26 protein-coding genes are annotated in these 26250 nt (G+C 71.6%); 9 read left to right on the top strand and 17 right to left on the bottom strand.

Going from position 1 to position 26250, the window contains the following annotated elements; translation table 11 throughout:
* Positions 1-396: 396 nt before the first annotated feature.
* From proC to H9Y04_RS36110, 10 genes are all read right to left on the bottom strand, one after another.
* On the bottom strand, positions 397-1200 hold the full coding sequence (gene proC, locus H9Y04_RS36155) for a pyrroline-5-carboxylate reductase (RefSeq protein WP_187818413.1): 804 nt from the start codon (positions 1198-1200) through the stop codon (positions 397-399).
* 196 nt (positions 1201-1396) lie between these two features.
* Positions 1397-2134: an ABC transporter permease gene (locus H9Y04_RS36150; RefSeq protein ID WP_187818412.1), complete on the bottom strand. Its 738-nt coding sequence runs from the start codon at positions 2132-2134 to the stop codon at positions 1397-1399.
* On the bottom strand, positions 2131-2994 hold the full coding sequence (locus tag H9Y04_RS36145; RefSeq protein ID WP_187818411.1) for an ABC transporter ATP-binding protein: 864 nt from the start codon (positions 2992-2994) through the stop codon (positions 2131-2133). The genes H9Y04_RS36150 and H9Y04_RS36145 overlap by 4 nt, the downstream gene beginning before the upstream one ends.
* A gap of 55 nt (positions 2995-3049) precedes the next feature.
* Complete coding sequence (locus tag H9Y04_RS36140) at positions 3050-3790, bottom strand: class I SAM-dependent methyltransferase (protein WP_187818410.1); 741 nt, start codon at positions 3788-3790, stop codon at positions 3050-3052.
* Between the two features lie 88 nt (positions 3791-3878).
* The gene (locus H9Y04_RS36135; RefSeq protein WP_187818409.1) at positions 3879-4394 is read right to left on the bottom strand and encodes a hypothetical protein; all 516 of its coding nucleotides are present in this window, start codon (positions 4392-4394) and stop codon (positions 3879-3881) included.
* Between the two features lie 20 nt (positions 4395-4414).
* Positions 4415-4843, bottom strand: a complete 429-nt coding sequence (locus H9Y04_RS36130) for an acetyltransferase (RefSeq protein WP_187818408.1) — start codon at positions 4841-4843, stop codon at positions 4415-4417.
* 135 nt (positions 4844-4978) lie between these two features.
* Positions 4979-6832 (bottom strand): dihydroxy-acid dehydratase, encoded by a 1854-nt coding sequence (gene ilvD, locus H9Y04_RS36125; protein ID WP_187818407.1) that lies wholly within the window; start codon positions 6830-6832, stop codon positions 4979-4981.
* Positions 6833-7118: 286 nt separating this feature from the next.
* Positions 7119-7748 (bottom strand): TetR/AcrR family transcriptional regulator, encoded by a 630-nt coding sequence (locus H9Y04_RS36120; protein ID WP_187818406.1) that lies wholly within the window; start codon positions 7746-7748, stop codon positions 7119-7121.
* Positions 7745-8572 (bottom strand): sugar phosphate isomerase/epimerase family protein, encoded by an 828-nt coding sequence (locus tag H9Y04_RS36115; RefSeq protein ID WP_187818405.1) that lies wholly within the window; start codon positions 8570-8572, stop codon positions 7745-7747. The genes H9Y04_RS36120 and H9Y04_RS36115 overlap by 4 nt, the downstream gene beginning before the upstream one ends.
* An 86-nt stretch (positions 8573-8658) precedes the next feature.
* Positions 8659-9618 carry a Ppx/GppA family phosphatase gene (locus tag H9Y04_RS36110; protein WP_187818404.1) on the bottom strand — a complete coding sequence of 320 codons (960 nt, stop codon included), beginning with the start codon at positions 9616-9618 and terminating at the stop codon, positions 8659-8661.
* A gap of 71 nt (positions 9619-9689) precedes the next feature.
* Between H9Y04_RS36110 and H9Y04_RS36105 the strand changes: the two genes are divergently transcribed.
* Complete coding sequence (locus H9Y04_RS36105; RefSeq protein ID WP_187818403.1) at positions 9690-10604, top strand: DUF3109 family protein; 915 nt, start codon at positions 9690-9692, stop codon at positions 10602-10604.
* Between the two features lie 188 nt (positions 10605-10792).
* Here the strand turns inward: H9Y04_RS36105 and H9Y04_RS36100 are convergent, their stop codons facing one another.
* Together H9Y04_RS36100 and H9Y04_RS36095 are read right to left on the bottom strand one after the other, a co-directional pair.
* On the bottom strand, positions 10793-12547 hold the full coding sequence (locus H9Y04_RS36100) for a BACON domain-containing protein (protein ID WP_187818402.1): 1755 nt from the start codon (positions 12545-12547) through the stop codon (positions 10793-10795).
* 125 nt (positions 12548-12672) lie between these two features.
* On the bottom strand, positions 12673-13068 hold the full coding sequence (locus tag H9Y04_RS36095; protein WP_187818401.1) for a MerR family transcriptional regulator: 396 nt from the start codon (positions 13066-13068) through the stop codon (positions 12673-12675).
* Positions 13069-13134: 66 nt separating this feature from the next.
* Here H9Y04_RS36095 and H9Y04_RS36090 point away from each other — a divergent pair, with 66 nt between their 5' ends.
* The 3 genes from H9Y04_RS36090 (at position 13135) to disA (ending at position 17070) form a co-directional block, all read left to right on the top strand.
* Positions 13135-14307, top strand: coding sequence for an alkene reductase (locus H9Y04_RS36090; protein ID WP_187818400.1), 1173 nt, complete (start codon positions 13135-13137; stop codon positions 14305-14307).
* 60 nt (positions 14308-14367) lie between these two features.
* Positions 14368-15774: a DNA repair protein RadA gene (radA, locus tag H9Y04_RS36085; RefSeq protein WP_187818399.1), complete on the top strand. Its 1407-nt coding sequence runs from the start codon at positions 14368-14370 to the stop codon at positions 15772-15774.
* Positions 15775-16011: 237 nt separating this feature from the next.
* Entirely contained in the window at positions 16012-17070 is a 1059-nt protein-coding gene (gene disA / locus H9Y04_RS36080; RefSeq protein ID WP_052581401.1) for a DNA integrity scanning diadenylate cyclase DisA, read from the top strand.
* 36 nt (positions 17071-17106) lie between these two features.
* Here disA and H9Y04_RS36075 read toward each other — a convergent pair whose 3' ends face one another.
* Positions 17107-17952, bottom strand: coding sequence for a hypothetical protein (locus tag H9Y04_RS36075; RefSeq protein ID WP_187818398.1), 846 nt, complete (start codon positions 17950-17952; stop codon positions 17107-17109).
* 242 nt (positions 17953-18194) lie between these two features.
* Between H9Y04_RS36075 and H9Y04_RS36070 the strand changes: the two genes are divergently transcribed.
* A complete protein-coding gene (locus H9Y04_RS36070; RefSeq protein ID WP_187818397.1) occupies positions 18195-18863 on the top strand; it encodes a phosphatase PAP2 family protein in 669 nt (222 codons plus the stop codon).
* Here H9Y04_RS36070 and H9Y04_RS36065 read toward each other — a convergent pair whose 3' ends face one another.
* From H9Y04_RS36065 to H9Y04_RS36055, 3 genes are read right to left on the bottom strand one after another with little or no spacing between them, the layout of a single operon-like run.
* On the bottom strand, positions 18864-19526 hold the full coding sequence (locus tag H9Y04_RS36065; RefSeq protein ID WP_187818396.1) for a response regulator transcription factor: 663 nt from the start codon (positions 19524-19526) through the stop codon (positions 18864-18866).
* Positions 19523-21088, bottom strand: a complete 1566-nt coding sequence (locus H9Y04_RS36060) for a sensor histidine kinase (RefSeq protein ID WP_308801581.1) — start codon at positions 21086-21088, stop codon at positions 19523-19525. The genes H9Y04_RS36065 and H9Y04_RS36060 overlap by 4 nt, the downstream gene beginning before the upstream one ends.
* Positions 21089-21134: 46 nt before the next feature.
* The gene (locus H9Y04_RS36055) at positions 21135-22061 is read right to left on the bottom strand and encodes an iron-sulfur binding domain-containing protein (RefSeq protein WP_236071890.1); all 927 of its coding nucleotides are present in this window, start codon (positions 22059-22061) and stop codon (positions 21135-21137) included.
* Positions 22062-22362: 301 nt separating this feature from the next.
* Here H9Y04_RS36055 and H9Y04_RS36050 point away from each other — a divergent pair, with 301 nt between their 5' ends.
* From H9Y04_RS36050 to cseC, 4 genes are read left to right on the top strand one after another with little or no spacing between them, the layout of a single operon-like run.
* A complete protein-coding gene (locus tag H9Y04_RS36050) occupies positions 22363-22902 on the top strand; it encodes a SigE family RNA polymerase sigma factor (protein ID WP_187818395.1) in 540 nt (179 codons plus the stop codon).
* A 50-nt stretch (positions 22903-22952) separates the two neighbouring features.
* Positions 22953-23585, top strand: coding sequence for a hypothetical protein (locus tag H9Y04_RS36045; RefSeq protein ID WP_187818394.1), 633 nt, complete (start codon positions 22953-22955; stop codon positions 23583-23585).
* A 9-nt stretch (positions 23586-23594) separates the two neighbouring features.
* A complete protein-coding gene (cseB, locus tag H9Y04_RS36040) occupies positions 23595-24308 on the top strand; it encodes a two-component system response regulator CseB (protein WP_187818393.1) in 714 nt (237 codons plus the stop codon).
* Positions 24305-25720, top strand: a complete 1416-nt coding sequence (gene cseC / locus H9Y04_RS36035) for a two-component system sensor histidine kinase CseC (protein WP_187818392.1) — start codon at positions 24305-24307, stop codon at positions 25718-25720. The genes cseB and cseC overlap by 4 nt, the downstream gene beginning before the upstream one ends.
* A gap of 48 nt (positions 25721-25768) precedes the next feature.
* Here the strand turns inward: cseC and H9Y04_RS36030 are convergent, their stop codons facing one another.
* A complete protein-coding gene (locus H9Y04_RS36030; RefSeq protein WP_187818391.1) occupies positions 25769-26203 on the bottom strand; it encodes a VOC family protein in 435 nt (144 codons plus the stop codon).
* Positions 26204-26250: the final 47 nt, after the last annotated feature.

Below are 26250 nucleotides of genomic sequence, written 5' to 3'. Positions count from 1 at the left end.
TCTCGGGCTTTCCTCCGGGCTTCCCTTCGGTCTTGCGTTTCCGACTCTATCAGACTCTTTCGAGTCTCGATTTCCTCGGTGCTTTCCAGTTCTTCGCTTTCGCGTTTCCCTTTCCGGCGGTGTCGACTCTATCAGATCCTTTCGGGCCTGACTCCCGGTCAACTCGGGTTGTCTTTGCGGCTGTTGGGCCGTTCCGACGAGTGAGACTTTAGCGGAACATTCGCTCCCGAGCTAATCGGGGGCTATTCCTCATTTCGTAAGAGCGCACGAAAGCGAGACCGCGTTCGAACGCGGAATGCTTGAAGTGGGTCTTGCGGAATGGCCGCCCGGGGACCGACTTTCGTCGGCTCTCACGTCGGGCAACTCGGAGAACACTACTGATCTACGAGGGCCGTGTCAACCCGCGGCCAGCTCGCGGCTGCGGTCGCGGGCTGCCTCCAGGGCGGAGAGCAGTGCGGCGCGTACGCCGTGGTTCTCCAGCTCGCGGATGGCGTTGATGGTGGTGCCCGCGGGGGACGTCACGTTCTCGCGGAGCTTCACCGGGTGCTCGCCGCTGTCGCGGAGCATCACGGCGGCGCCGATGGCGGCCTGGACGATCAGGTCGTGGGCCTTGTCGCGGGGCAGGCCGAGCAGGATGCCCGCGTCCGTCATGGCTTCGACGAGATAGAAGAAGTACGCGGGGCCGGAGCCCGAGAGTGCGGTGCAGGCGTCCTGCTGGGACTCCGGGACGTGGAGCGTCTTGCCCACGGCGCCGAAGATCTCCTCGGCGTGGGTGAGGGCTTCGGGTGTCGCGTGGGTGCCGGCCGAGATGACGGACATGCCCTCGTCGACCAGGACCGGGGTGTTCGGCATGACGCGGATGACCGGGGTGCCTTCGGTGAGGCGGTCCTCGATGAAGGCCGTGGTGATGCCGGCGGCCGCGCTGATGATCAGGCGGTCCTTGGTGACGTGGGGGGTGAGCTCGTCGAGGAGCTTGCCCATGTCCTGGGGCTTGCAGGCCAGGATGAGGGTGTCGGCGTGCTTGGCGGCATCGGCGTTGGTGACGGTCTCCACCGCGTAGCGCGTACGGAGTTCCTCGGCGCGTTCGGGGCGGCGGGTGGTGACCAGGAGGTTCTCGGGGGCCCAGCCTGCCCTGAGCATGCCGCTGAGCAGGGCCTCGCCGATCTTGCCGGTGCCGAGGACGGCGACTTTCTGGGTCATGCGGGCCTCCCGTGTGCGTTCGCTTGTCCGGTCATCCTCGCATCGGGTGGGGGGCGCCTGCGGCGGGGTTTTCTCCCCCACCCCGCCCCTTCCCGAAACCGGGGCTGCGCCCCGGACCCCCGCATCCGAACTTCGTTCGGATCTGCTCAAGCGCCGCAGGGGCTGAAAGGTCTGCCCAAGCGCCGCGGGGGCTGAGTTACGCCGTCCTGCGGCGGAGGGTGGCGGCTCCCAAGGCGAGGACCAGGAGGGCGCACAAGGCGACGATCAGGGCGTCGCGGATGAAGTTGGCTGTGACGTCTGTGTGTTTGAGGACTTCGCCCATGCCGTCGACCGCGTACGACATGGGCAGGACGTTGGAGAGCTTCTCCAGGACGGGCTGCATGGTGTCGCGGGCGGTGAACAGGCCGCAGAGGAGGAGCTGGGGGAAGATCACGGCCGGCATGAACTGGACGGCCTGGAACTCGGATGCGGCGAAGGCGGAGACAAAGAGGCCGAGGGCTGTGCCGAGGAGCGCGTCCAGGAGGGCGACGAGCAGGAGCAGCCACGGGGAGCCGATGACGTCGAGGCCCAGGGCCCACAGGGCGAGGCCCGTGGCGAGGAGCGACTGGATGATCGCGAGAGTGCCGAAGGCCAGGGCGTATCCGAGGATCAGGTCGGCTTTGCCCAGGGGCATGGCGAGGAGGCGTTCCAAGGTGCCCGATGTGCGTTCTCGCAGGGTGGCGATCGAGGTCACCAGGAACATCGTGATCAGCGGGAAGATGCCGAGGAGTGAGGCGCCGATGCTGTCGAAGATCTGCGGCCGGCCGTCGTAGACGTAGCGCAGGAGCAGCAGCATCACGCAGGGGACCAGGAGCATCAGCGCGATCGAGCGGGGGTCGTGGCGCAGCTGGCGCAGGACCCGGGCGGCGGTGGCGAGGGTGCGGGAGGTGTTCATCGCGAGGACTCCTTGGTGCTGCTGTTCCCGGATGTCTGCGGCGCGCTGTTCCCGGACGCCTGTGGCGTGCTGTTCTCGGCTGCTGTCGCCTCGTCGACCAGGCGGAGGAAGGCGGCTTCGACGGTTTCCGTGTCCATGCGGTGGCGCAGGGCGTCGGGGGTGTCGTCGGCGAGGATCTCGCCCTCGCGCATGAGGAGAAGGCGGTGGCAGCGTTCGGCCTCGTCCATGACGTGGGAGGACACGAGGATCGTGGTGCCGCGGCCCGCGATCTCGTGGAAGAGGTTCCACAGGTCGCGGCGCAGGACCGGGTCGAGGCCGACGGTCGGTTCGTCGAGCACCAGGAGTTCCGGGGTGCCGAGCAGGGCGACGGCGAGGGAGACGCGGCTGAGCTGGCCGCCGGAGAGAGTGCCGGCGAGTGCGTCGTGGTGGCTTTCCAGGTCGACATCGGCGATGGCCTTGCCGACGTAGTCACGGCGGAGACCGGCGTAGCCGCGGCCGGGGATGAGGATCGCGGCGAAGTACTCGAGGTTCTGGCGGACGGTGAGGTCCAGGTAGACCGAGGGCGCCTGGGTGACGTAGCCGATGCGGGAGCGCAGGGGTGCTGATCCCGCGGGTTCGCCGAGGACGTCGAGGGTGCCGGTGACCTTGGCCTGGGTGCCGACGACGGCGCGCATGAGCGTGGACTTTCCGCAGCCCGAAGGGCCCAGGAGGCCGGTGATCTGGCCTTGGGGGACCTCGAAGTGGAGGCCCTTGAGGACGGTGCGGGGGCCGCGGACGACGGTGAGGTCGGTGGCCTTGATGGCCGGGCCCGGGGTGGTCGGGCCCGGCCTGGGGGCTGCTCCGGATTTATAATTCATCATGTGATGAATATTGGTCGCGCGGGGGCGCTTCGTCAAGGCCGGGCACGGCAGGCGGCTAGACCGCGAGCGTCAGTTCCACCGTGTAGTGCTCCTGCACCTCGCCGGACGGGAAGAGGCGGAGGAGTTCGGTGCGCTCCTGGGCCAGGAGGGGTTCGGCGCGGGCCGGGCCCAGGGCGGCGAAGTAGGAGCGGCTGCCCAGGTGGGCCAGGTGGGCGTCCACCGTGACGCGGCGGGTCCAGTTCAGGCGGCGGTGGAGACGGGTGGCCTCCGGGGCGACGGTGGCGATGAGGCGTTCCGTATCGACGGCGACGCCGAAGCCGTGGTGACCGGGGACGCGGGTGGCGAGGCGTTCCTCCTGGGCGGCGGACCAGGGGCTGTCGGGGACGTTCCACCACAGGGCGAGCGCGCCGTCGGGGCGCAGGACGCGCAGCGCCTCGGGGATGGAGCGCTGCGGGTCCGTCCAGTGCCAGGACTGGGCGTACGTGACGAGGTCGGCGGTGGCGTCGGCGAAGGGCAGGTGCTCGCCGGCGGCGCGGACCAGGGGGACGTCGGGCAGGGCCGCGTGCAGCTGGGCGCCCATGCCGGGGCCGGGTTCGACGGCGATGACCCGGGCGCCGCGGGCACGCAGCAGGCGGGTGGCGATGCCGGTGCCGGCGCCCACGTCGAGGACGCGGCGGCCGGTGAGAGGTGCGCCGGTCAGCTCCTCGATCGTGTCGAAGAGCTCGGGCGGGTAGTCGGGGCGGGCGGTGGCGTACTGAGCGGCGACGGCGTCGAAGGAGAGCGCGAGGTCGGTCATGACCTCATCGTGGCGGGCGACGGGTGGGCGTGCCGGGGGTTCCGGGGTTCCGGGCCGCGGAGTTCCGGGGTGCGCAGGGGCGGCGAGGTCAGCCGCGGCGCTTCTTCTTCGGGCGGTTCGACGGGTTGCCCGTACGGCGGGACGCGCGGCGTTCGTACTGGGCGCGGGCCGTCTCGTATTCCGTGCGGCGGAGCTTCTCGCCCGGGGCTTCCATGAAGGTGCGGACGAAGTACGCGAGCAGGACGCCGATGAACCCGATGGCCATCAGGCCGCGTGCGGACTGGGAGGACTCGGGGTCGACGCGCTTGCCGTACGACTCCCATGCACGGCGGAAGGCGATGGCGCTGCAGGCCGAGAAGGCGACGATGAGGAGGAGGTTGAGGAAGTTGCCGACCTTGGCGATCTCCAGGCCCTGGAAGGCGAAGCGGAGGACGAACGCGCCGGCGGCGGCGAGGGCCAGGGAGCCGATGCCGGCACCGAGGCGACGCCAGAGGTAGCCGCCGTCGTGGTCCAGCCAGGTGGTGCCGAAGAGGGGCAGCGGCTCGGGCTGCGGGCCTGCGGCGGGTGGGGCTGGTGTCTCGTTCGTGCCGGTTTCGTCGCTCACAGGGGCGATTATCCAGGACCTCAGCCGCAGTGGCCCCAGCCGCTGTTGTAGGTGCGGGTCGCGCCGCCCCAGGTGATGGAGCCCGTGAAGGACACGCACCGGCCCGCGGCGGAAAGCCGGACGGGCCCCGCGTACTGGGAGTAGGTCCCGGGGTCCGACTTGCTGGCGCCCCCTTGGACCTCGAGCCGGGCGAGCGTGTAGGTGGCCACGCCGACCGAAGGTCCCGCATGGACCGTGACCACGCAGTTGTATCCCGTACCGGCGTTGTACAGGAGCGAGACGCGGGCGACGGTGGTGCCGCCGGACTGGATGCTCCTGGTCTCCAGGGTGGAGTATCCGGACCCGCAGAGCTCCGCGGGTGTGGCCGCGTGGGCCGGGGCCATGCCGATCCCCGTGGCCAGCGCCACTCCCGCGCTCAGAACGCCTGCCCTGCGCACACTCTTCCGCACTGCGAATCCCCCTGCGAGCCTTACGTGACATGCACACGGTAGCCGGAGCGTCCGGGACCCGAGGCGTGATCGACATGAACGGCGGCCCGCCCCCCGTCTCGCGGGGTGCGGGCCGCCGGTTGCGTGCGGGTGGGGTCAGCCCAGCTTGGACACGTCGCGGACTGCTCCCTTGTCCGCGCTCGTCGCCATCGCCGCGTACGCCTTGAGGGCCTGGGAGACCTTGCGCTCGCGGTTCTTCGGGGCGTACGTGCCGTTCAGAGCCTGCTCACGAGTCGCCAAATCCTCGTCGGAGACCAGGAGTTCGATCGTACGGTTCGGGATGTCGATGCGGATGCGGTCGCCGTCCTCGACCAGCGCGATCGTGCCGCCCGAGGCCGCCTCCGGGGATGCGTGACCGATCGAGAGGCCCGAAGTGCCGCCGGAGAAGCGGCCGTCGGTGATCAGCGCGCAGGCCTTGCCGAGTCCGCGGCCCTTCAGATACGAGGTCGGGTAGAGCATCTCCTGCATGCCGGGGCCGCCCTTGGGGCCCTCGTAGCGGATGACGACGACGTCGCCCTCCTTGACCTGCTTGAGCAGGATCTTCTCGACGGCTTCTTCCTGCGACTCGCAGACGACCGCCGGGCCTTCGAAGGTCCAGATCGACTCGTCCACGCCCGCGGTCTTCACGACGCAGCCGTCTACCGCGAGGTTGCCCTTGAGGACCGCGAGGCCGCCGTCCTTGGAGTAGGCGTGCTCGGCGGAGCGGATGCAGCCCTCGGCGGCGTCCTCGTCGAGGGAGTCCCAGCGCTCGGAGGTCGAGAAGGCCTCGGCGGAGCGGACGCAGCCGGGGGCCGCGTGCCACAGCTCGACGGCCTCGGGCGAGGGGGAACCGCCGCGCACGTCCCAGGTCTTGAGCCAGTCGGCGAGGGACGGGGAGTGGACGGAGTGGACGTCCTCGTTGAGGAGGCCCGCGCGGTGCAGCTCGCCGAGGAGGGCGGGGATGCCGCCGGCGCGGTGCACGTCCTCCATGTAGTACGTACGGTTCTTGCCGACGTTCGGGGCGACCTTGGCCAGGCACGGGACGCGGCGCGAGACGGCGTCGATCTCGTTCAGACCGAAGGGCACCTCGGCCTCCTGGGCCGCGGCGAGCAGGTGCAGGATCGTGTTGGTCGAGCCGCCCATCGCGATGTCGAGCGCCATGGCGTTCTCGAAGGCCTGGAAGGTGGCGATGGAGCGCGGCAGGGCCGACTCGTCGTCCTGCTCGTAGTAGCGCTTGGTGAGGTCCATGACCGTACGGGCGGCGTCCTCGTACAGCGCCTTGCGGGCGGTGTGCGTGGCGAGGGTCGAGCCGTTGCCCGGCAGGCTCAGGCCGATCGCCTCGGTGAGGCAGTTCATCGAGTTGGCGGTGAACATACCGGAACAGCTGCCGCAGGTCGGGCAGGCGTTCTCCTCGATACGGAGGATGTCCTCGTCCGAGATCTTCTCGTTCACGGCCTCCGACATCGCGTCGACCAGGTCGAGGGTGCGGACGGTGCCGTCGACGAGGGTCGCGCGGCCGGACTCCATCGGGCCGCCGGAGACGAACACGGTGGGGATGTTGAGCCGCAGGGCCGCGTTGAGCATGCCCGGGGTGATCTTGTCGCAGTTGGAGATGCAGATCAGGGCGTCGGCGCAGTGCGCCTCGACCATGTACTCCACGCTGTCGGCGATCAGGTCGCGGGACGGCAGGGAGTAGAGCATGCCGCCGTGGCCCATCGCGATGCCGTCGTCGACGGCGATCGTGTTGAACTCGCGCGGGATGCCGCCCGCGGCGGTGATCGCCTCGCTGACGATGCGGCCGACGGGGGCGAGGTGGGTGTGGCCCGGGACGAACTCCGTGAAGGAGTTGGCCACGGCGATGATGGGCTTCCTGCCGATGTCTCCGCCCGGTACGCCCGACGCCCGCATAAGGGCGCGGGCGCCCGCCATGTTGCGGCCGTGGGTGACTGTGCGGGACCTCAGCTGGGGCATCGTCGCTCGCTCCTTGCGTGACAGTGCTGGTCTGTTTGAGCGTACGCCTCGCTGCCTGCGATCTGGACAGGGTGTCCGGAATGCGGGATGTCGTCTTGGTGTGCGGGCCGGTGGGGTGCGGGCCGTTGCGCCTGCGGCGGGCCTTTCTCCCCGCCCCGCCCCTTCCCGAAACCGAGGGCTCCGCCCCCAGACCCCCGGGTGGGTGGCGCGCGGGGGCTTCGCCCCCTGCACCCCCGCATCCGAACTTCGTTCGGATCGCCTCAAACGCCGGCGGGGCTGCGTTTGCCTACGTCTCCGTCAAGTAGCGCTGCAGCGTGGGGGCCACCAGGGCGATGATTTCCTCCGGGTCGGCCGATGCCAGGGGCTCGACCTTGACCACGTAGCGGACCATCGCGATGCCGACCATGTGGGACGCGGCCAGTTCCGCGCGGAACTTGGGGTCGGGGACCTCGAGGTCCACCTCGACGCGTTCGATCAGGCGGCGCATCACGAACGCGCGCAGGATCTTGGCCGCCGCCTCGTGCGTGACCGCGGAGCGGATGATCGCGAGCAGCGGGGTGCGGGTGGCCGGGTTCTCCCAGACGGAGAAGAAGAAGCGGGCGAGCCGCTCGCCGGCGCCGTCCAGGCCGTCGGCCACCGTGTCGACCACGCCCTGGGCCGGTTCGAAGGTGACCTCGATGGCGGCCGCGAAGACATCGTCCTTCGTGCCGAAGTAGTGGTGGACCAGGGCCGAGTCCACGCCGGCCGCCTTCGCGATGCCGCGGATGGAGGCCTTGTCATAGCCGCGCTCGGAGAACTGTTCGCGGGCCGCGGCGAGGATCCGGTCCCTGGTGCCGGGGCCCGACTCCGCCTCCGTACGGGAGGGGCGGCCGCGGCCGCGGCGGGGCGCCGCGCCCTGCGGGTTCGCGGCGGTCACTGCTTCGATGCCGCGTTCAGGGCCGAGGCCAGATGCAGCCGGGTGAAGGCCAGGGCTTCGGCGAGATCGGCCTCACGTTCGGCACTGGACATCGCGCGCCGTGTGTTGACCTCGATGACGACATGGCCGTCGAAGCCGGAGAGCGCGAGGCGTTCGAGCAGTTCGGCGCAGGGCTGCGTACCCCGGCCGGGGACCAGGTGCTCGTCCTTCGCCGAACCGTTGCCGTCCGCGAGATGGATGTGCGCGAGACGGTCGCCCATGCGGTCGATCATCTCCAGGGCGCCGGTGCGGGCGGTCGCGGTGTGGCTGAGGTCGACCGTGAAGTGCCGGTAGTCGTCCTTGGTGACATCCCACTCGGGCGCGTACGCGAGCATCTCGCGGTCGCGGTAGCGCCACGGGTACATGTTCTCCACGGCGAAGCGGACGTCCGTCTCGTCCGCCATGCGCCACAGGCCCGTCACGAAGTCGCGCGCGTACTGCCGCTGCCAGCGGAAGGGCGGGTGCACCACCACGGTCGAGGCGCCCAGCTTCTCGGCGGCGGCCTGCGCGCGCTGCAGCTTCACCCACGGGTCCGTGGACCAGACGCGCTGGGTGATCAGAAGGCAGGGCGCGTGCACCGCGAGGATCGGGATCCGGTGGTAGTCGCTGAGCCGGCGCAGCGCCTCGATGTCCTGGCTGACCGGGTCGGTCCACACCATGACCTCGACACCGTCGTAGCCCAGGCGCGCGGCGATCTCGAAGGCCGTCGCCGTCGACTCCGGGTAGACGGAGGCCGTCGACAGGGCGACCTTCGCATCCGGGATGCGCACCACTGGTTCTGCCACGAAGGACAGGGTACGGGCCCCGAACGGGGTGCCGTCAGGAGACCTCTCGGGCCGGCCGCCCGGGTCTAAGGGATGGCTCGACCCGTTCAAAGCGCTGCCCCCTGGGAGTGCGCACCGGGTGTGGTCATCTGGTCGAGGCGGCGCAGGATGAGGCCCTCGCGCAGCGCCCATGGGCAGATCTCCAGGGTCTCCACGCCGAACAGGTCCATCGCGCCCTCCGCCACCAGGGCTCCGGCGAGCAGCTGTCCCGCCCGCCCCTCGGAGACGCCGGGCAGCTCGGCCCGCTCGCTCTCCGTCATCGCGGCGAGCTGCGGCACCCAGTCCTCCAGGGACTTCCGCTTCAGCTCCCGCTGGACGTACAGGCCCTCGGCGGAGCGCGCCGCGCCCGCGAGCCGGGCCAGCTGCTTGAAGGTCTTGGACGTGGCGACCACATGGTCCGGGTTGCCGAAGCGGCTGAACTCCCCGACCGTACGAGCGATTTGGGCCCGTACGTGGCGGCGCAGCGCCCTGATGTCCTGCGGGTCGGGCGGATCGCCGGGCAGCCAGCCCGCGGTGAGCCGGCCGGCGCCGAGCGGGAGGCTGACGGCGGCGTCGGGGTCCTCGTCGATCCCGTACGCGATCTCCAGTGAGCCGCCGCCGATGTCGAGCACGAGCAGCTTGCCCGCGGACCAGCCGAACCAGCGCCGTACGGCGAGGAAGGTGAGCCGGGCCTCGTCCTCGCCGGAGAGAACCTGCAGGTCGACGCCGGTCTCCTCCTTGACGCGGGAGAGCACCTCGTCGGCGTTGCCCGCCTCGCGCACCGCGGAGGTGGCGAACGGGAGCACGTCTTCGCAGCCCTTGTCCTCGGCGGCCTCGAGGGCTTCCTTGATCGTGGCGATCAGGCGGTCGACGCCCTCGGGGCTGATCGCCCCAGTCCGGTCGAGGAGTTGGGCAAGCCGCAGATCAGCCTTGTGCGAGTGGGCGGGCAGCGGGCGCGCGCCGGGGTGCGCATCCACCACAAGGAGATGCACCGTGTTGGAACCCACATCGAGGACACCGAGTCTCATGCGTAAAACGCTACTGCGCGTTCGGGGATCGACGGTCCACGCGAGGGGTCCGGCGCGCATACCCTGGGTGCGTGCCCAAGACGAAGAACGCGAAGTCGGAGAAGTCGGGTAAGACCGGTAAGTCGGGTAAGCCCGACAAGACCGGGGCGAACGGCGGCTCGGCAAAGGCTTCACAGAAGGACTCCAAGGCGAACAAGCCCGGCAAGGCGGCGAAGGTGATCGCCCCGAAGGCGGCTCCGGACGAGCAAGGGCTCGATTTCCCGCGCGCCTGGGTGGAGTTCGCCGATCCCGCCGACGAGGAGCAGGTCTTCCGCTGCGATCTGACCTGGCTCACCTCGCGCTGGCACTGCATCTTCGGCAGCGGCTGCCAGGGCATCCGCGCCGGCCGCGCGGACGACGGCTGCTGCACCCTCGGGGCGCACTTCTCGGACGAGGAGGACGAGCAGCGGGTCGCCGGTTTCGTGGCGCAGCTCACGCCGGACATCTGGCAGCACCACGAGGTCGGTACGGACTCGGGGTGGACGCAGGAGGACGAGGACGGCGAGCGGCAGACGCGGCGCTGGGAGGGCTCGTGCATCTTCCAGAACCGGCCGGGCTTCGCCGGCGGCGCGGGCTGCTCGCTGCACATCCTCGCGCTGCGCCAGGGCCGCGAGCCCCTGGAGACCAAGCCGGACGTGTGCTGGCAGCTGCCGGTGCGGCGGACGTACGAGTGGATCGAGCGGCCGGACGACACCAAGATCCTGCAGGTGTCGATCGGTGAGTACGACCGGCGGGGCTGGGGGCCGGGCGGTCATGACCTGCACTGGTGGTGCACCTCGGCCACGTCGGCGCACGGTGCGGGGAAGCCTGTCTATCTCTCGTATGAGCCGGAGCTGCGGGAGCTGATGGGGCCGGCCGCCTACGACATTCTGGTCGGCCTGTGCGAGCAGCGCCTCGCGTCCCAACTCCCGTTGGTGGCGCCGCATCCGGCGGATCCTGGGGTCTAGGCGGGGGTTGCGGTCCCGTTTTGGGTGCGGGTGAGTGGCGCCTGCGGCGGGCTGTTTTCCCCTACTCGCCCCTTCCCGAAACCGGGGGCTTCGCCCCCGGACCCCCGCATCCGAACTTCGTTCGGATCTGCTCAAGCGCCGCAGGGGCTGGAAGGTTTGCCCAAGCGCCGCAGGGGCTGAAAGTGTTCTCAAGGCCCGGAACGGCTGGAAGTGGGCGGCGGGTCCGACGGGCTGGGGTCGGTGGACGGCGGGGGCTCGCTGGTGGGTGGCGGGTCGCTGGTCGGGGGCGGGTCCGAGGGGCCCGGGTCCGAGGGGCCGGGATCCGAGGGACCCGGGTCGGAAGGTCCGGGATCCGACGGGCCGGGGTCGGAGGGACCGGGGTCCGACGGACCCGGATCGGACGGGCCGGGGTCGGAAGGCCCCGGATCGGAGGGACCGGGGTCCGACGGGCCCGGATGCGAAGGGCCCGGGGAGCCCTCTCCGTAACCGTCGATGACCACCACCGCATTGCCGGGGTCGACCGCGATACGGGCGGTCCAATGGCCCGTGGGCTGGCGCGCATGGTCGACCCAGACCTGGATCGTGACGGACTCGCCCGGCTGCAGGGTCCCCGAGGTGTGGCTGAACCAGAGCCAGGACGCGTCGCTGTACGCGGACCACCGGACCGGGCTGCCGCCCGATGCCGTCAGCGTGATGAGGGTGGTGTCACCGTTCGGCTGTGCGTCCACAGTGAGGCGGCCGGGGCCTATCCCGGGCTTCGTGGGCGCGGCGCCCGGGCTGATGACCTCGACGGAGACATCGGGCGAGCGGCTGCCCGCGGTGAAGCGGGGGTCCGGCTCCGCATGGGCATTGCCCGCGTTCTCGTACGTGTCCTCCGCGTTCTCCCCGTCGAGGCCGCCGGGTCCCCCGCCCTCGCCGGCCGAGATGGAGCGCCCGTCGCCCTCGCCGACCAGCGGCGCTCCCCGGTACGCCGCCCACAGGGCGAGCACCGGGGCCGCGACCACCGTGGCCACCACCGTGGTCGTGACGGCCCGCGCGCGCAGCCGATCGCGCCGGGCCGCACGGTCCTTGGGATCCATCGGGAAACCGCGCCGGTCGAAACGGGGCGCACCGCCGCGCGCCCGTACCGACGAGGCCATCGCCGCGTGCAGGGCCGCACGCGGTGCCTCGACCACCGGCAGGGCGGCCGGCGTGGCGGCGGTGCCGGGCCACGCCCTGGCGCCGGCGCGCTCGGCCGTACGGCGGCAGCGCGGGCAGTCGTCGACATGGCGGACGAGTTCGCCGCGCAGGGCGGCGCCGAGCAGCAGCTGATTGTCGCCGGTCAGGCGGGCCACGATCGGGCAGCTGCCGGTCTCGACCACGGCGAGCGCGGCGCGGGTGCGCTCCACCTCGCAGGCGGCGGCGGAGATCAGCTCACGCGCGGCCGTGCGGTCCATACCGAGGACGTCGGCGACCTCGGCGGCGCCCAGGCGGTGACGGACCGCGAGTTCGAGTGCCTCGCGCTGCTCGGGGGTGGTGCCGGCGGCCTCCGGCCAGGCGAGCAGCGCGAGTTGGCGCGTGTGCTCGTCCGTGGCCTGCCGCTCGGCGGACTCCCCCGCGTCGCGGCCGCCCGCGTGCGCGCCCTGCCGCTTGCGCTTGGCCTCGGCCATCCGGCGCAGACAGGCCCAGCGGGCCAGGGCGTACAGCCAGGCCCTGCGGTCGCGGTGGCCGACCGGGCCCCGGCCGGCCTTGCGCTCGGCGAACGCGAGCACGTCACCGAGCGCGGCGGTCGCCGCATCGTGATCGCAGAGCACGGACAGGCAGTAGGTGAACAGCCCGTCCAGATACGGCTCATAGCGGGTCGGCGGGGCCTGCGGAGCGGTCCGGTCCGAACGGTGCGCACGGCGGTGCGCCCGGTGTGCGCCGGTGGTGTGGGTGGAGTGTTCCGGGCTGCTCGTCGTCACCCGTGCGACCGTAGGTGCCGGGGTAAGTGCCCGTCCGTCCCCTTGCGCACCTTTAGCTCATACGGGTGAACGTATCCCTCAAAAGGGGACAGGAACCGTCGATTCCGGGCCTCTTGCCGATCGCCTCACGCGACTCCCGGCTCTGCCGACTCCGTCAACTGGACGCGCTGCGCGGCCACTTCGATGATCTCGTCGAGGACGCCGCGGGAGCGTACGAGGTCGGCGATCATGCCGTCGATGCGCTCGCGCTCCCCGGTCAGGTCCGCGACCAGGCGCGGGGTCGCGATCTCGCTGGGGCCGCCGTCCGCGTCCCGCATGCAGGGCAGGAGCTGGGCGATCTTGCGGCTGTGCAGGCCCGCCGCGTACAGGCCCTGGATGAGGACGACCCGGTCCACGGCCCGCTCGGGATAGTCACGGTGACCGCCGGGGGTCCGGTCCGCTGCGAGCAGCCCCTGCTTCTCGTAGTAGCGCAGGGAGCGCTCGCTGACTCCTGTACGTGCGGCCAGTTCGCCGATCCGCATCTCTCACCTCGCCGGTCACCGAAGGGACTTGAATCTGACACTGGTGTCAACTTCTACGGTACGGCCATGACGAACACCGCGAAGAACCAGACGCCCCACCAGACGCCGAACCAGCCGAAGGCCTCCGTGAAGACCCAGGCGAGCAGCACTCTCCTCAACCCCGCCCGCCTCGGCGGTCTGCCCCTCCCCAACCGTCTGGTCATGGCCCCGCTCACCCGCAACCGCGCGCACGCCGACGGCGTTCCGTCCGCGCTGATGGCGCGGCACTACGCCGACCGTGCCTCGGCCGGCCTGATCATCGCGGAGGGCACCACCCCGAACGCCGTCGGCCAGACCTACCCGAACATCCCCGGTATCCACACCGACGCCCAGGAGGCGGGCTGGCGGCGGGTGACCGACGCGGTGCGGGCGCGCGGCGGGCGGATGTTCCTGCAGCTGCAGCACGGCGGCCGCAACGGCCACCCCGACACCAGCGGCCATGTCCCGGTCGCACCGTCCGCCCTCGCGCTCCCGGAGGACGTGGAGACGCCGAGCGGGCCCCAACCCGCGCCCGTGCCAAGGGAGATGACCACCGAGGACATCCGCGCCACCGTCGCCGACTTCGCCGCGGCCGCCCGCCGCGCGATCGCCGCGGGATTCGAGGGAGTCGAGGTGCACGGCGCCAACGGCCAGCTGCTCCAGCAATTCCTCGCCGAAAACACCAACCGGCGCACGGACGGCTACGGCGGCGCCCCCGAGCAGCGCATCCGCTTCGCCGTCGAGGTCGTGCGCGCCGTCGCCGCGGCCGTCGGACCCGAGCGGGTCGGGCTGCGGATCTCCCCGAACGTCACCGTGAACGGGATGGCCGAGGGCGACACGTATGCGATCTACCGGGCGCTCGTGACGGAACTGGCCGGTGACGGGCTCGCGTATCTGCACATCGTGTACGCGGATCAGGACCCGGAACTCTTCGGGGAGCTGCGCCGCCTGTGGCCCGGCACGCTGATCGGCAACCCGGTCCTGACCCGCGAGGACGTGGCCAAGGACGGCGGTCTGCGCAAGGGCGAGGCGCTGCACGCGGCGGGCGCCGATCTGATCGCGCTGGGGCGCGGCTTCCTGGCCAACCCCGACCTCGTCGAGCGCCTTGCCGCGAGTGCCCCGCTGAACCTCGTACGGGACAAGTACCTGATGTACACGGGCGGCGAGACGGGCTACAACGACTACCCGACGCTGGCGGATACGCGGGCCGCGGCGGCTTGAGCGGGTGGGACGCTGTCGGTCCGTACGGCGATGTCAGTGGCTGGCGCTACGGTTCGGGGCATGGCTGCCCGTACGAAATCCAAGGACCGTCCCGCCTACCGCTGCACCGAATGCGGCTGGCAGACGGCCAAGTGGCTCGGCCGCTGCCCCGAGTGCCAGGCCTGGGGCACGGTCGAGGAGTACGGCGCGCCCGCCGTGCGCACCACCGCTGCGGGTCGCGTCACCAGTTCCGCCGTGCCCATCGGCGAGGTCGACGTACGGACGGCCACCGCGCGCTCGACCGGGGTGGACGAGCTGGACCGGGTGCTCGGCGGCGGGCTCGTACCGGGCGCCGTGGTGCTGCTCGCGGGCGAGCCGGGCGTCGGCAAGTCCACGCTCCTGCTCGACGTCGCGTCCAAGGCGGCCAGTGACGACCACCGCACTCTCTATGTGACGGGCGAGGAGTCCGCGAGTCAGGTCCGCCTGCGGGCCGACCGCATCGGCGCGATCAACGACCATCTGTATCTGGCCGCCGAGACCGATCTGTCCGCCGTCCTCGGCCACTTGGACGCGGTCAAGCCCTCGCTCCTGATCCTCGACTCCGTACAGACCGTGGCATCGCCCGAGATCGACGGCGCGCCCGGCGGCATGGCCCAGGTCAGAGAGGTCGCCGGGGCGCTGATCCGCGCGTCCAAGGAGCGCGGGATGTCCACGCTCCTGGTCGGCCATGTCACCAAGGACGGCGCGATCGCGGGACCGCGTCTCCTGGAGCACCTGGTGGACGTGGTCCTCTCCTTCGAGGGCGACCGCCATGCGCGCCTTCGTCTCGTACGAGGAGTGAAGAACCGATACGGAGCCACCGACGAGGTCGGCTGCTTCGAGCTGCACGACGAGGGGATCACCGGACTCGCCGACCCCAGCGGCCTCTTCCTGACCCGGCGCGACGAGCCCGTGCCCGGCACCTGCCTGACCGTCACCCTGGAGGGCCGCCGCCCCCTGGTGGCCGAGGTGCAGGCGCTCACCGTGGACTCGCAGATCCCCTCGCCGCGGCGGACGACCAGCGGTCTGGAGACCTCCCGGGTCTCGATGATGCTGGCCGTATTGGAGCAGCGTGGCCGGATCAGCGCCCTCGGCAAGCGCGATATCTACTCCGCGACGGTCGGCGGTGTGAAGCTCTCCGAGCCCGCCGCGGACCTCGCGATCGCCCTCGCCCTGGCCAGCGCCGCGAGCGACACCCCACTGCCGAAGAACCTCGTCGCGATCGGCGAAGTGGGGCTCGCGGGCGAGGTCAGACGCGTGACGGGCGTCCAGCGCAGGCTGGCCGAGGCGCACCGCCTCGGCTTCACGCACGCCCTCGTGCCGGGCGATCCGGGGAAGATCCCGGCGGGCATGCGGGTCACCGAAGTGGCCGACATGGGGGACGCGCTGCGGGTCCTGCCGAGGTCGCGTCGGCGAGAGGCCCCACGGGAGGACGACGAGCGCCGGTAGACTTTGCCCCGGTCTCGCCCGTCCGTACGAAACACGGGCCCCACGCGTACGCGCCGCAAGCCCGCTGACGTACGTACGAGACCACGAGGCTGAGTTTTTTACGTGGCAGGGCGTGGAGTAGATCCCCGATCCCGGAGGAGAGCAGTGGCAGCCAGCGACCGGGGAGCGAATCCCGGCAAGGACAAGGCCGCGGCTCCGAGCAGGACGGGCGGCTCGGGCGTCGGCGCCGAAGGCCTGATGCGCGCCGCGCTGAGCGCGGTCGCGCCCGGCCAGGCGCTGCGCGACGGCCTGGAGCGCATTCTGCGCGGCAATACGGGCGGGCTCATCGTGCTCGGCTCCGACAAGACGGTCGAGTCGATGTGCACGGGTGGATTCGTCTTGGATGTCGAGTTCACGGCCACGCGGCTGCGCGAGCTGTGCAAGCTCGACGGCGGCATCGTGGTCAGCTCCGATCTGTCGAAGATCCTGCGCGCCGGCGTCCAGTTGGTGCCGGATCCCACGATCCCCACCGAGGAGACCGGCACCCGGCACCGCACCGCCGACCGCGTCTCCAAGCAGGTCGGCTTCCCGGTCGTCTCGGTCTCGCAGTCGATGCGGCTGATCGCCCTGTACGTGGACGGGCAGCGCCGCGTCCTGGAGGACTCGGCCGCGATCCTGTCCCGCGCCAACCAGGCCCTCGCGACCCTGGAGCGCTACAAGCTCCGCCTCGACGAGGTGGCCGGCACGCTCTCCGCCCTGGAGATCGAGGACCTGGTGACGGTCCGCGATGTCTCGGCCGTGGCCCAGCGCCTGGAGATGGTGCGCCGGATCGCCACCGAGATCGCCGAGTACGTGGTGGAGCTGGGCACCGACGGCCGGCTGCTCGCGCTGCAGCTGGACGAGCTGATCGCGGGCGTCGAGCCCGAGCGCGAGCTCGTCGTACGGGATTACGTGCCGGAGCCGACCGCCAAGCGCTCGCGCACCGTGGACGAGGCGCTGTCCGAGCTGGACGCCCTCTCGCACACCGAGCTGCTCGAACTGCCCGTCGTGGCACGGGCGTTGGGCTACACCGGCTCGCCGGAAGCCCTGGACTCGGCGGTGTCGCCGCGCGGTTACCGGCTCCTGGCGAAGGTGCCGCGGCTGCCCGGCGCGATCATCGACCGGCTCGTGGAGCACTTCGGCGGACTGCAGAAGCTGCTCGCGGCGAGTGTGGACGATCTGCAGACGGTCGACGGCGTGGGCGAGGCCCGCGCCCGCTCGGTGCGCGAGGGGCTCTCGCGGCTGGCGGAGAGTTCGATTCTGGAGCGGTACGTGTAGGTGCGCGGCCCGAGAGGGTTACGCACCGCCCAGGCCTCACGCCTCGTCAAGCACGAACGACGCCCGCAGCGTCCCCGTCCCCTCGCCCTTCGCCTCGACCAGGTACGTACCGGGAGAGGCCGAACCCGGCGCCGGCGAGGCGCAGTTGGCCTCGCTCGGCTTGCGGTCCCAGTTCAGGGTGTACGTGATGGCGCTGTTGCCGGGGACGCGGTAGAGCAGGCTGCCGGCGGTGGCCGGGCAGTCGGCGGACTTCCAGTACGGGGAGTCGTCGCCGGCCTTGGTGATCGTGACGACCAGTTCCTTCGGGCCGAGGTCGACCTTGCAGTCGGCGGACGCGGAGTTCTTCGCGACGATCTCGACCTTGGGCTTCTCGCCCGGCTCGTAGCGGTTCTTCGCGCTCTCGATCGTCAACTCGAGGTCGGAGGCACGGCAGTTGGGGATCGAGGAGCCGGCGGGAAGCTGCTCGCCGGACCCCGACCCCGCGCTCGAACCGACCCCGGACCCGGAGCCCGCGGAGCCGCCCGCCCCACCGGAATCACCGTCGCCGCCCGTGCCGTTCGCCCCGTCCGTACCGCCGGAGTCCTCCCCCGTACCGCCGTCCTCGCCGGAGCCGCCGCCCGAGTCCGCGCCCGTGGAGTCGCCCGACTCGTCGCGCCCGCCCGGTCGTTCGCTGATCGCGGGACCCGAGCCGTCGGGGCCGGGGGTGATGGAGGGCGCGGGGTTCTTGCCGTTGGCGTCGCCCCCGTTGCCCCCTCCGCCGCCGGACGTGACGGCCCACACGATGAGCAGCGTCAGCAACCCGAGCACGGTCAGCAGCGCCGCCCTCCGTCGCCAGTAGATGGAGGAGGGAAGCGGCCCGACCGGATTGCGCAGAGATCCCACGGCGCAAACTGTACGAGAGATCGTGCCCAACTCAGGCCCCACCCGCCGCCACGGAACCCAACTTTTCCGGATCATCATTCCGGGAACGGGGGTTCGCCGGGCGGTATGGGTTCTTTGCGGCCGACGGCGGGCCGTTGGACCCGGGCCCTTGGTCCCCGCCCCGCACCCCTGACGATCGTCAGGTGCGGCTGTGGCCGATCGCCGGATGCGGGCCTTACCCCGCACTCCGTACGTTCTAGATCATGGAAGCGACCACCTCACTCACGACGGCCTCCGCACCCCCCGTCGACACCTCCGGGCTCTACCGCGACATCACCGGCTTCGCTCACGACGCGCCTGCCTGGCTGCAGCACATATTCGAGGTGTGGACCGAGCTCGGACTGCTGCTCTTCGGCGCGCTGTTCGTCGCCGCATGGTGGCGGGCGCGGCGCGGGGACTCCCTGGCGCTGGCCGTCGCGGTGCTCGCCCCGCTCGCCACCGCGCTGGCGTACGTGGCCAGCGAGCTCCTGAAGTCGGTGGTCGACGAGGAGCGACCGTGCCGGGCCGTGGCCGGAGCGGTCACCTCGCTCGCCAAGTGCCCGCCGCACGGCGACTGGTCGTTCCCCAGCAACCACGCCACGATCGCCGGCGCCTCGGCCGTCGCGCTCGCGCTGATCTGGCGCGGCATGGCCTGGCTGACGCTGCCACTGGCCCTGCTCATGGCGTTCTCGCGGGTGTTCGTCGGTGTGCACTACCCCTTCGACGTGGCGGTGGGCCTGGCGCTCGGCGCCTTGGTCGCGTTCCTCGTCGTACGGCTCCTGCCGCCGCCCCTGATCCGCCTGGTCACGGCGATGCGTGCCTCGTCGAACGCGGCGGTGCGCTGGTGCGTGGGCCCGGGCCCCGCGGCGCACGCCTACGCGGCCGTCCGCTAGCTAGGAATCGCCGGAGCCCACAAGTCCCGCCTCGTACGCGACGATCGCCGCCTGGACGCGGTTCCTGACCTCCAACCGGTCGAGAACCGCGCTCACATACGCCTTCACCGTGCCCTCGACCAGATGCAGCTCCGCCGCGATCTCCGGGTTCGACAGGCCCGCCCCGACCAGCGCGAGCACCTCGCGCTCACGCGGGGACAGCGCCCGGGTGCGCTCGCACGCCGCGGCCGAGCGGCTCAGGCGTTCGCCCCCGTATCCCTCGATGACCTGCCGTGCGACCTTCGGCGAGAGGAAGGCCGCGCCGGAGGCCACCGCCCTTACCCCGGCGAGGAGTTCGGCCGGGTCGCCGGACTTCAGGAGGAAGCCGGTCGCGCCGCCGGTCAGGGCGCGGGCGACATAGGCGTCCTCGGAGAAGGTCGTCAGCATGGCGACGGCCGTCTGCGGCACGGTCCGGGCGATCTCCTCCGCCGCCCCGAGCCCGTCGAGCCGCGGCATCCGGATGTCGAGCAGCGCGACATCCGGCCGGTGCGCGCGCACCGCCTCGACGGCCTCGCGCCCGTCGGCGGCCTCGGCGATCACCTCTATATCGGGGGCGAGGGCGAGGATGGCCCGTACGCCCGCCCGGATCATGGCCTCGTCATCGGCAAGCAGTACGCGGATCACTCACGGTCCTTTCCCGCGGCCGGCACCGCGTCCTTGGCGACGAGCCGGCCGTCCTCGAAGCACAGCCTGAAGTGCTCGACGGAGACGAAGAGTTGGCCGCTCGCACGGTAGTAGTGGCAGTCGGCCCCTGCGGGCGGCTCGGGCGCGCGGTCGTCCGGCGGATCGGCCACATCCCGCTCGGGCAGGACCTTCCGTACATCCGCCTCGCTCATCCCGGTATCCAGGCGCGCGTAGTCGGCGGGTCTCAGGACGGAGTGCGTCTTGCTGTACGCGTACCAGGCGAAGGTGCCCGCGACGAGCAGCACACCGGCGGCGCCCGCGGCGGCGAAGGACAGCAGGGTGCGGCGGCGCAGGCCGACGAGCACCTGGGCCTGCGGGTGCGGCGCGTCCAGGCGGGGCAGCCGCTCTGCGGGCAGCCAGGCGTGCACCCGGAAGCCTTCGCCGTACGGGCCCGCGTGGAAGTTCCCGCCCTCGTCGAGCACCCGCTCGCGCAGCCCGATCAGGCCGGTGCCGCCCTCTCCGCGGGGCGCGTCGGGCGCCCCCTCGTCGGTGACGGTCACGGTCGCGCCCGCCGCGTCGCGTACGAGATCCACGCGGACCGCGGCGCCCGGCGCGTACTTCACGGCATTGGTCAGCGCCTCCTGGACGACGCGGTGCACGATCCGCTCGCACAGCACATCGCGCCGCGCGCCACCGAGCTTGCCTTCGGTGTGCAGCCGGACATCGAGCCCCGAGGTCCCGGCCCGCTCCACCAGCGCCTCGACCGTCTCCCCCGCCGGCACGAGCGGTGCACTCTCGTCACCCTCCTCGCGAAGCAGCCCGATGATCTCGCGCAGCCGGTCGGTGGCATCGGCCGCGGCGCCGCGCAGTTCGGCGGCGGCCGCGCGGTGCCGCTCGTCGAGCCCGGGGTCGAGCTGGAGCGCGCCCGCGCGCAGGGCGAGCAGGCTCAGCTCGTGGCCGAGCGAATCGTGCATGTCCTGGGCGATCCGGGCGCGTTCGCGCAGCCGCGCCCGGTCGGCCACGATCAGCTGCTCGCGCTCCAGCTGCTCGGCGCGGGCGAGCGCGGAGCTCACCAGCGCGGCCCGCTGCCGCCAGTAGCGCCCGACGAGCCACGGGAAACAGCCCGCGAACAGCAGCGTCGCGAGCAGTACCAGCCACTCCGGAGCCGGATCCACATCCCGTACGAGAATCCGCACCGTCCCCGCGACGGCGATCCCGGCGAAGGACACGAGCACCGGGCGCCCGCCGCCGCTGCGCGCACCGAGCAGCAGGGCGAAGACGGCAAGGGCGGGCCCGTACGAGACGGTGAACAGGGCCGGCGAGGCGACCAGGCCGAGCGCGGCGACGGCCAGGAACGCGAGGAGCGGGCGCGCCCGGTGCAGGGCGACCGCGAGCGCCAGCACGGCAAGACCGGCCAGCTCCTGCCAGGGTGCGCGCGGCTCGTTGAGCCCGATGCGGTCCGCGCCCACCGCGGGTACGGCGAGGAGGGCCCAGAGCAGGGCGTCTTTGAGAACACGTCGTACGACAGGGGCCACGCCGGTCGACGCTACAAGCGGAGGCACCTGCTCCACACCTGTCGATCGTCAGGTCTTCGCGACCAGGCGCGGGTCAGCCCACCGGAAGCCGGTACAGCCCACCCTCGATCGGCTCCACCAGACCGTCCGCCACCAGCCCGTCGAGCGCCCGCGCCCGCTGCACCGGCTCCTCCCACACCGCATCCAGCACGGCCTGCGGCACGGGTGCCACGGCCTCGCGCAGGACGGCGAGCAGCTTGCCGCGGACCTGGCGGTCGGTGCCCGCGTAGGTCTGGCCGCGGCGCGGCGGCCCCTGGTGCTCGGGCTTGCCCGCGAGGCGCCAGGCGCACTGCGCGGCGATGGGGCAGGCCCCGCAGTCCTCGTTCTTGGCGGTGCACACCAGCGCGCCCAGCTCCATGGAGGCGGCGGCCCACTGCGCGGCCGTCCGCTCCTCCTCGGGGAGCAGCATCCGGGCGAGCTTGCGCTCGGCGGCGGTGGTGGCGTTCGGCGGGTAGCGCACACCGGTGACGGCGCGGGCGAAGACCCGGCGCACGTTCGTGTCGAGGACCGCATGCCGCTGCCCGTACGCGAAGGAGGCGACGGCCGCCGCGGTGTACTCGCCGATGCCGGGCAGCGCGAGCAGCTGGGCGTGCTTGGTCGGTACGTCGCCGCCGTGCCGCTCCGTTATGGCGACGGCAGCGCCGTGCAGGCGAAGGGCGCGGCGCGGGTAGCCGAGCCGGCCCCAGGCGCGGACGGCCTCGCCCGGCGCCTCCTTGGCGAGGTCGGCGGGGCGCGGCCAGCGGGCCAGCCACTGCTCGTACACCGGCAGGACCCGGTTCACGGGCGTCTGCTGCAGCATGAACTCGCTGACCATCACGCCCCAGGGGCCGGCCTCGGGCCGTCGCCAGGGCAGGTCGCGGGCGTGGGTGTCGAACCAGGCGATGACGCGGGTGTGCAGGACATCCGCTTCGGTGCCGGGGTGGTCGGGGCTTGGGGCGGAGGTGAGCGCGGTCGCAGTCATGACGGAGGGATCCTCCCACGGGCGGTGCGCAAACCGGGGGAAGCCGAGTCTTTATGTGCCCCTGAAACCATCCCTGACCGGCGCAAACAAGGCGCAATCAGTCCGCTTGCTTAACCCCGCGTTACTTCTGTTACACAACCGAGGGCCAGCCGTGCGCCCGCCGAAGGCTGCATCGCGAAATGCCGTTACACCGCCTCCGTAGCGTCGAAGACGGAACAACGAGAGATCACGTTCCGCATCGCACGAACTTCTTCCGGGAGCGAACGCTCGCGGTCATGACGGTGGACGGAGGCGGTTGGATATGGCGCACGGCGAGGTGCTCGAGTTCGAAGAGTACGTACGCACCCGGCAGGACGCCCTGCTGCGCAGCGCCCGCCGCCTGGTCCCCGACCCGGTCGACGCGCAGGACCTGCTGCAGACCGCCCTGGTCCGTACGTTCCACCGCTGGGACGGCATAGCCGACAAGCGCCTCGCGGACGCCTACCTGCGCCGCGTCATGATCAACACCCGTACGGAGTGGTGGCGGGCCCGCCGTATCGAGGAAGTCCCCACCGAGCAGCTGCCGGACGCCAGCGTCGAGGACTCCACCGAGCAGCACGCGGACCGCGCGCTCCTGATGGACGTCCTGAAGGTGCTCGCCCCCAAGCAGCGCAGCGTGGTCGTGCTGCGACACTGGGAGCAGATGTCCACCGAGGAGACCGCGGAGGCGCTCGGCATGTCCGCCGGCACCGTCAAGAGCACGCTGCACCGCGCGCTGGCCCGACTGCGCCAGGAGCTGGAGAGCCGGGATCTCGACGGCCGGTTCCTGGAGCGTGAGGAGCAGGAGCGTTGCGCGGCCTGAACGGCGGCAGCAGCCCGGCGGCACCACCGGGCGAACGGAACCCCAGGCGCATGGCGGGGGGCGCGGCATCGGCCGGGCTCGCCGCCCTCGCGCTTTGCGTGGTGGCCCTCACGGCCTGCGGCACCGGCGCCGGCGGCACCCGCGACGAGGGCGCGGCCCGGGTCGGCGATGCCACGCCCAAGGCCACCGTGTCCCCCTCGCCCTCGCCGTCCCTGAAGGGCACCCGGCTCACACAGGTGCAGGCGGTCGCCCTGGTGAAGGACGACCCGACCGTGAACGCCCGGGTGCGGGCCGATCTGAAGCCCTGCTTCGAGGACACGTATCCGGTCGATGTCTCCTACGGCAACCTGACCGGGGGATCGTCCGAAGACATCATGGTCAACGTGATGACCTGCGGCGATGGCATCGGAATGGGCAGTTACGTCTATCGCGCCGAGGGCAGGAAGTACCAGAATGTCTTCAAGGCCGAAGAACCACCGGTCTATGCGGAGATGAACCGTGGCGACCTGATCGTCTACCAGCAGTTGTACGACGCGGGCGACCCGGTGGCCCTGCCCTCCAGCGAGGACGTCATCACGTACCGCTGGAAGGACGGCCGGTTCGTGGAGACGGACCGGATGCACAACGACTACAGCAGCGCGGTGAACGGCCCGGACGCCGCGGCCGCGCCCGAGGAGAACTGAGAGCAGGCGATGGCCGATCAGAGCAAGACGCGCGTCCTGTTCGTCGAGGACGACGATGTCATCCGCGAGGCCACACAGCTCGCCCTTGAGCGCGACGGCTTCCAGGTCACCGCGATGCCCGACGGACTCTCGGGCCTGGAGGCCTTCCGCGCCGAGCGGCCCGACATCGCGCTGCTCGACGTGATGGTGCCGGGCCTCGACGGGGTCTCGCTGTGCCGCCGTATCCGCGACGAGTCCACCGTGCCCGTGATCATGCTGTCCGCGCGCGCCGACTCCATCGACGTGGTGCTCGGCCTCGAAGCGGGTGCCGACGACTACGTGACCAAGCCGTTCGACGGCGCGGTCCTGGTGGCCCGTATCCGCGCGGTCCTGCGCCGCTTCGGGCACGCGGGCGGCCCGTCCTCCCCGGGTGACGAAGAGGCGGTCGGAGCGGGCACCGGCGTCCTGACCTTCGGCGATCTGGAGATCGACACCGAGGGCATGGAGGTCCGCAAGTCCGGCGAGACGGTCGCCCTGACCCCGACCGAGATGCGGCTGCTCCTGGAGTTCTCGCACGCGCCCGGCACCGTCCTGTCCCGCGACAAGCTCCTGGAGCGCGTCTGGGACTACGGCTGGGGCGGCGACACCCGCGTCGTGGACGTCCATGTGCAGCGGCTGCGGACGAAGATCGGCCAGGACCGGATCGAGACGGTCCGCGGCTTCGGCTACAAGCTCAAGGGATGAGCCGTACGGGGGCTCGGGGGGCGGCACGCAGGCCGGCCCCCGGAACGAGCCGGATTCCTGCCGCCGGCTCACCGCGCGGCGCCGGGTTCGCCGCGCTGACCTCGCGGCTCAGGCACGGTCTGCGCACCGGTCTGCGCTGGAAGCTGAGCGCCGCGATCGCCCTGGTGGGGGCACTGGTCGCGATCACGCTCTCGCTGGTCGTGCACAACGCGGCGAAGGCTTCGATGCTGGACAACGCGCGCGATGTGCAGGACGAGCGGATCGTGTTCGCGCAGCGGATCTACGACTCGACCAAGCGCACCCAGTTCGGCACCCGGCTCGACGATCCCGCGCTGCCCGCCGAGCTGAAGGCGAAGGCGGCGGCGGGCCGGCGCGCCACCTACGTACAGGAGAACGCCGAGGGGCCGCCCGACATCTGGGCCGCGACGCCCGTCGGCGACGGGCACGTCCTGTCGCTGCACAGCAAGTTCACCGACCGCAGCGCCAGCATCATGAGCGATCTCGACCAGGCGCTGATCATCGGCTCGATCGCGGTCGTCTTCGGCGGCAGCGCGCTCGGCGTGCTCATCGGCGGCCAGTTCTCGGGCCGGCTGCGCAAGGCGGCCACGGCCGCGAACAAGGTGGCCCAGGGACAGACCGAAGTGCGCGTACGGGACGCCATCGGCGGTGTCGTACGCGACGAGGCGGACGATCTGGCCAGCGCGGTGGACGCGATGGCCGACGCGCTCAAGCAGCGGTACGAGGCCGAGCGCCGCGTCACCGCCGATATCGCCCACGAGCTGCGCACCCCGGTGACGGGCCTGCTCACCGCGGCCGAGCTCTTGCCGCCGGGACGCCCCAGCGAGCTGGTCAAGGACCGCGCGCAGGCGCTGCGCACCCTGGTCGAGGACGTCCTGGAGGTGGCCCGTCTCGACGGGGCCTCCGAGCGGGCCGAGCTGCAGGATCTGATGCTCGGCGAGTTCGTGCGGCGGCGCGTGGGGATCGCGTATCCGGACGTCACGGTCCAGGTCCTGCACGAGTCGGAGGTCACCACGGACCCCCGCCGTCTGGAGCGGATCATCGGCAATCTCCTGGCCAACGCCTCCAAGCACGGCAAGCCGCCCATCGAGGTCTTCGTCGAGGGCCGGGTGATCCGGGTCCGCGACCACGGCACGGGCTTCCCGCCCGAGCTGCTCGCGGACGGCCCGAGCCGCTTCCGTACGGGCAGCAGCGACCGCGCCGGACACGGCCACGGTCTGGGCCTCACCATCGCGGCGGGCCAGGCCCGGGTGCTCGGCGCCCGCCTGACGTTCCGCAACGTGGGCACCGAGAACGGTCCCGTCGAGGGTGCGGTGGCCGTGCTGTGGCTGCCGGAGCACGCGCCGACGAACACGGGGAGCTTTCCGATCCTGCAGCTGCCGCCGCAGAAGTAGTGCTCCCGGGGCGGGGCGCCGTCAGCCCCGGGACGTGGGGGGGCGCTCTCACCCCCAGGACTTCGAGAAGTCCAGCTCCTCGTTGCGCTCGGTCAGCGAGTACCAGTTGCCGTTGTCGTCGCGGAAGGTCGCCTCGATGCCGTACGGGCGCTCCTGGGGCTCCTGGAGGAACTCGACGCCCTTCGCCTTGAACTCCGCATAGTCGCGCCGGCAGTCGTCGGTGGTGAACGCGCCGGCCCCGATCGCGCCCTTGGCGACCAGCTGGACGAGCGCCTTGGCGGTCTCCGCGTCGGCGCCGGGCCCGTCGGGGCGCATCAAGGCCAGCTCGACATCGGGCTGGTCCTTGGCGCCCACCGTGACCCAGCGCATGTCCCCCATCTCCAGGTCGGTGCGCACCTCGAAGCCGAGCTTCTCGGTGAAGAACTTCCTGGTCCGCTCCTGGTCGAGCGTCCAGACCGTGCTGATGGCGAGTCCCTTGATCATGGCCGGGCTCCTCGTTCGTCGTGGTGGCTGCCTTCCGTGGCCGCCCT

It is taken from the genome of Streptomyces polyasparticus (genome assembly GCF_014493765.1).
Lineage (GTDB): Bacteria > Actinomycetota > Actinomycetes > Streptomycetales > Streptomycetaceae > Streptomyces > Streptomyces polyasparticus.
The sequence above is the reverse complement of the archived record's forward strand: the minus strand, read 5'-3'. Positions and strand labels throughout refer to the sequence as shown.

What these genes read in the sequence shown, in the direction of transcription:
- proC (WP_187818413.1), bottom strand. Translation starts at nt 1,200, where the DNA reads ATGACCCAGAAAGTCGCCGTCCTCGGCACCGGCAAGATCGGCGAGGCC.
- H9Y04_RS36150 (WP_187818412.1), bottom strand. Translation starts at nt 2,134, where the DNA reads ATGAACACCTCCCGCACCCTCGCCACCGCCGCCCGGGTCCTGCGCCAG.
- H9Y04_RS36145 (WP_187818411.1), bottom strand. Translation starts at nt 2,994, where the DNA reads ATGATGAATTATAAATCCGGAGCAGCCCCCAGGCCGGGCCCGACCACC.
- H9Y04_RS36140 (WP_187818410.1), bottom strand. Translation starts at nt 3,790, where the DNA reads ATGACCGACCTCGCGCTCTCCTTCGACGCCGTCGCCGCTCAGTACGCC.
- ilvD (WP_187818407.1), bottom strand. Translation starts at nt 6,832, where the DNA reads ATGCCCCAGCTGAGGTCCCGCACAGTCACCCACGGCCGCAACATGGCG.
- H9Y04_RS36110 (WP_187818404.1), bottom strand. Translation starts at nt 9,618, where the DNA reads ATGAGACTCGGTGTCCTCGATGTGGGTTCCAACACGGTGCATCTCCTT.
- H9Y04_RS36095 (WP_187818401.1), bottom strand. Translation starts at nt 13,068, where the DNA reads ATGCGGATCGGCGAACTGGCCGCACGTACAGGAGTCAGCGAGCGCTCC.
- H9Y04_RS36090 (WP_187818400.1), top strand. Translation starts at nt 13,135, where the DNA reads ATGACGAACACCGCGAAGAACCAGACGCCCCACCAGACGCCGAACCAG.
- radA (WP_187818399.1), top strand. Translation starts at nt 14,368, where the DNA reads ATGGCTGCCCGTACGAAATCCAAGGACCGTCCCGCCTACCGCTGCACC.
- disA (WP_052581401.1), top strand. Translation starts at nt 16,012, where the DNA reads ATGCGCGCCGCGCTGAGCGCGGTCGCGCCCGGCCAGGCGCTGCGCGAC.
- H9Y04_RS36070 (WP_187818397.1), top strand. Translation starts at nt 18,195, where the DNA reads ATGGAAGCGACCACCTCACTCACGACGGCCTCCGCACCCCCCGTCGAC.
- H9Y04_RS36055 (WP_236071890.1), bottom strand. Translation starts at nt 22,061, where the DNA reads ATGACTGCGACCGCGCTCACCTCCGCCCCAAGCCCCGACCACCCCGGC.
- H9Y04_RS36050 (WP_187818395.1), top strand. Translation starts at nt 22,363, where the DNA reads ATGGCGCACGGCGAGGTGCTCGAGTTCGAAGAGTACGTACGCACCCGG.
- H9Y04_RS36045 (WP_187818394.1), top strand. Translation starts at nt 22,953, where the DNA reads ATGGCGGGGGGCGCGGCATCGGCCGGGCTCGCCGCCCTCGCGCTTTGC.
- cseB (WP_187818393.1), top strand. Translation starts at nt 23,595, where the DNA reads ATGGCCGATCAGAGCAAGACGCGCGTCCTGTTCGTCGAGGACGACGAT.
- cseC (WP_187818392.1), top strand. Translation starts at nt 24,305, where the DNA reads ATGAGCCGTACGGGGGCTCGGGGGGCGGCACGCAGGCCGGCCCCCGGA.
- H9Y04_RS36030 (WP_187818391.1), bottom strand. Translation starts at nt 26,203, where the DNA reads ATGATCAAGGGACTCGCCATCAGCACGGTCTGGACGCTCGACCAGGAG.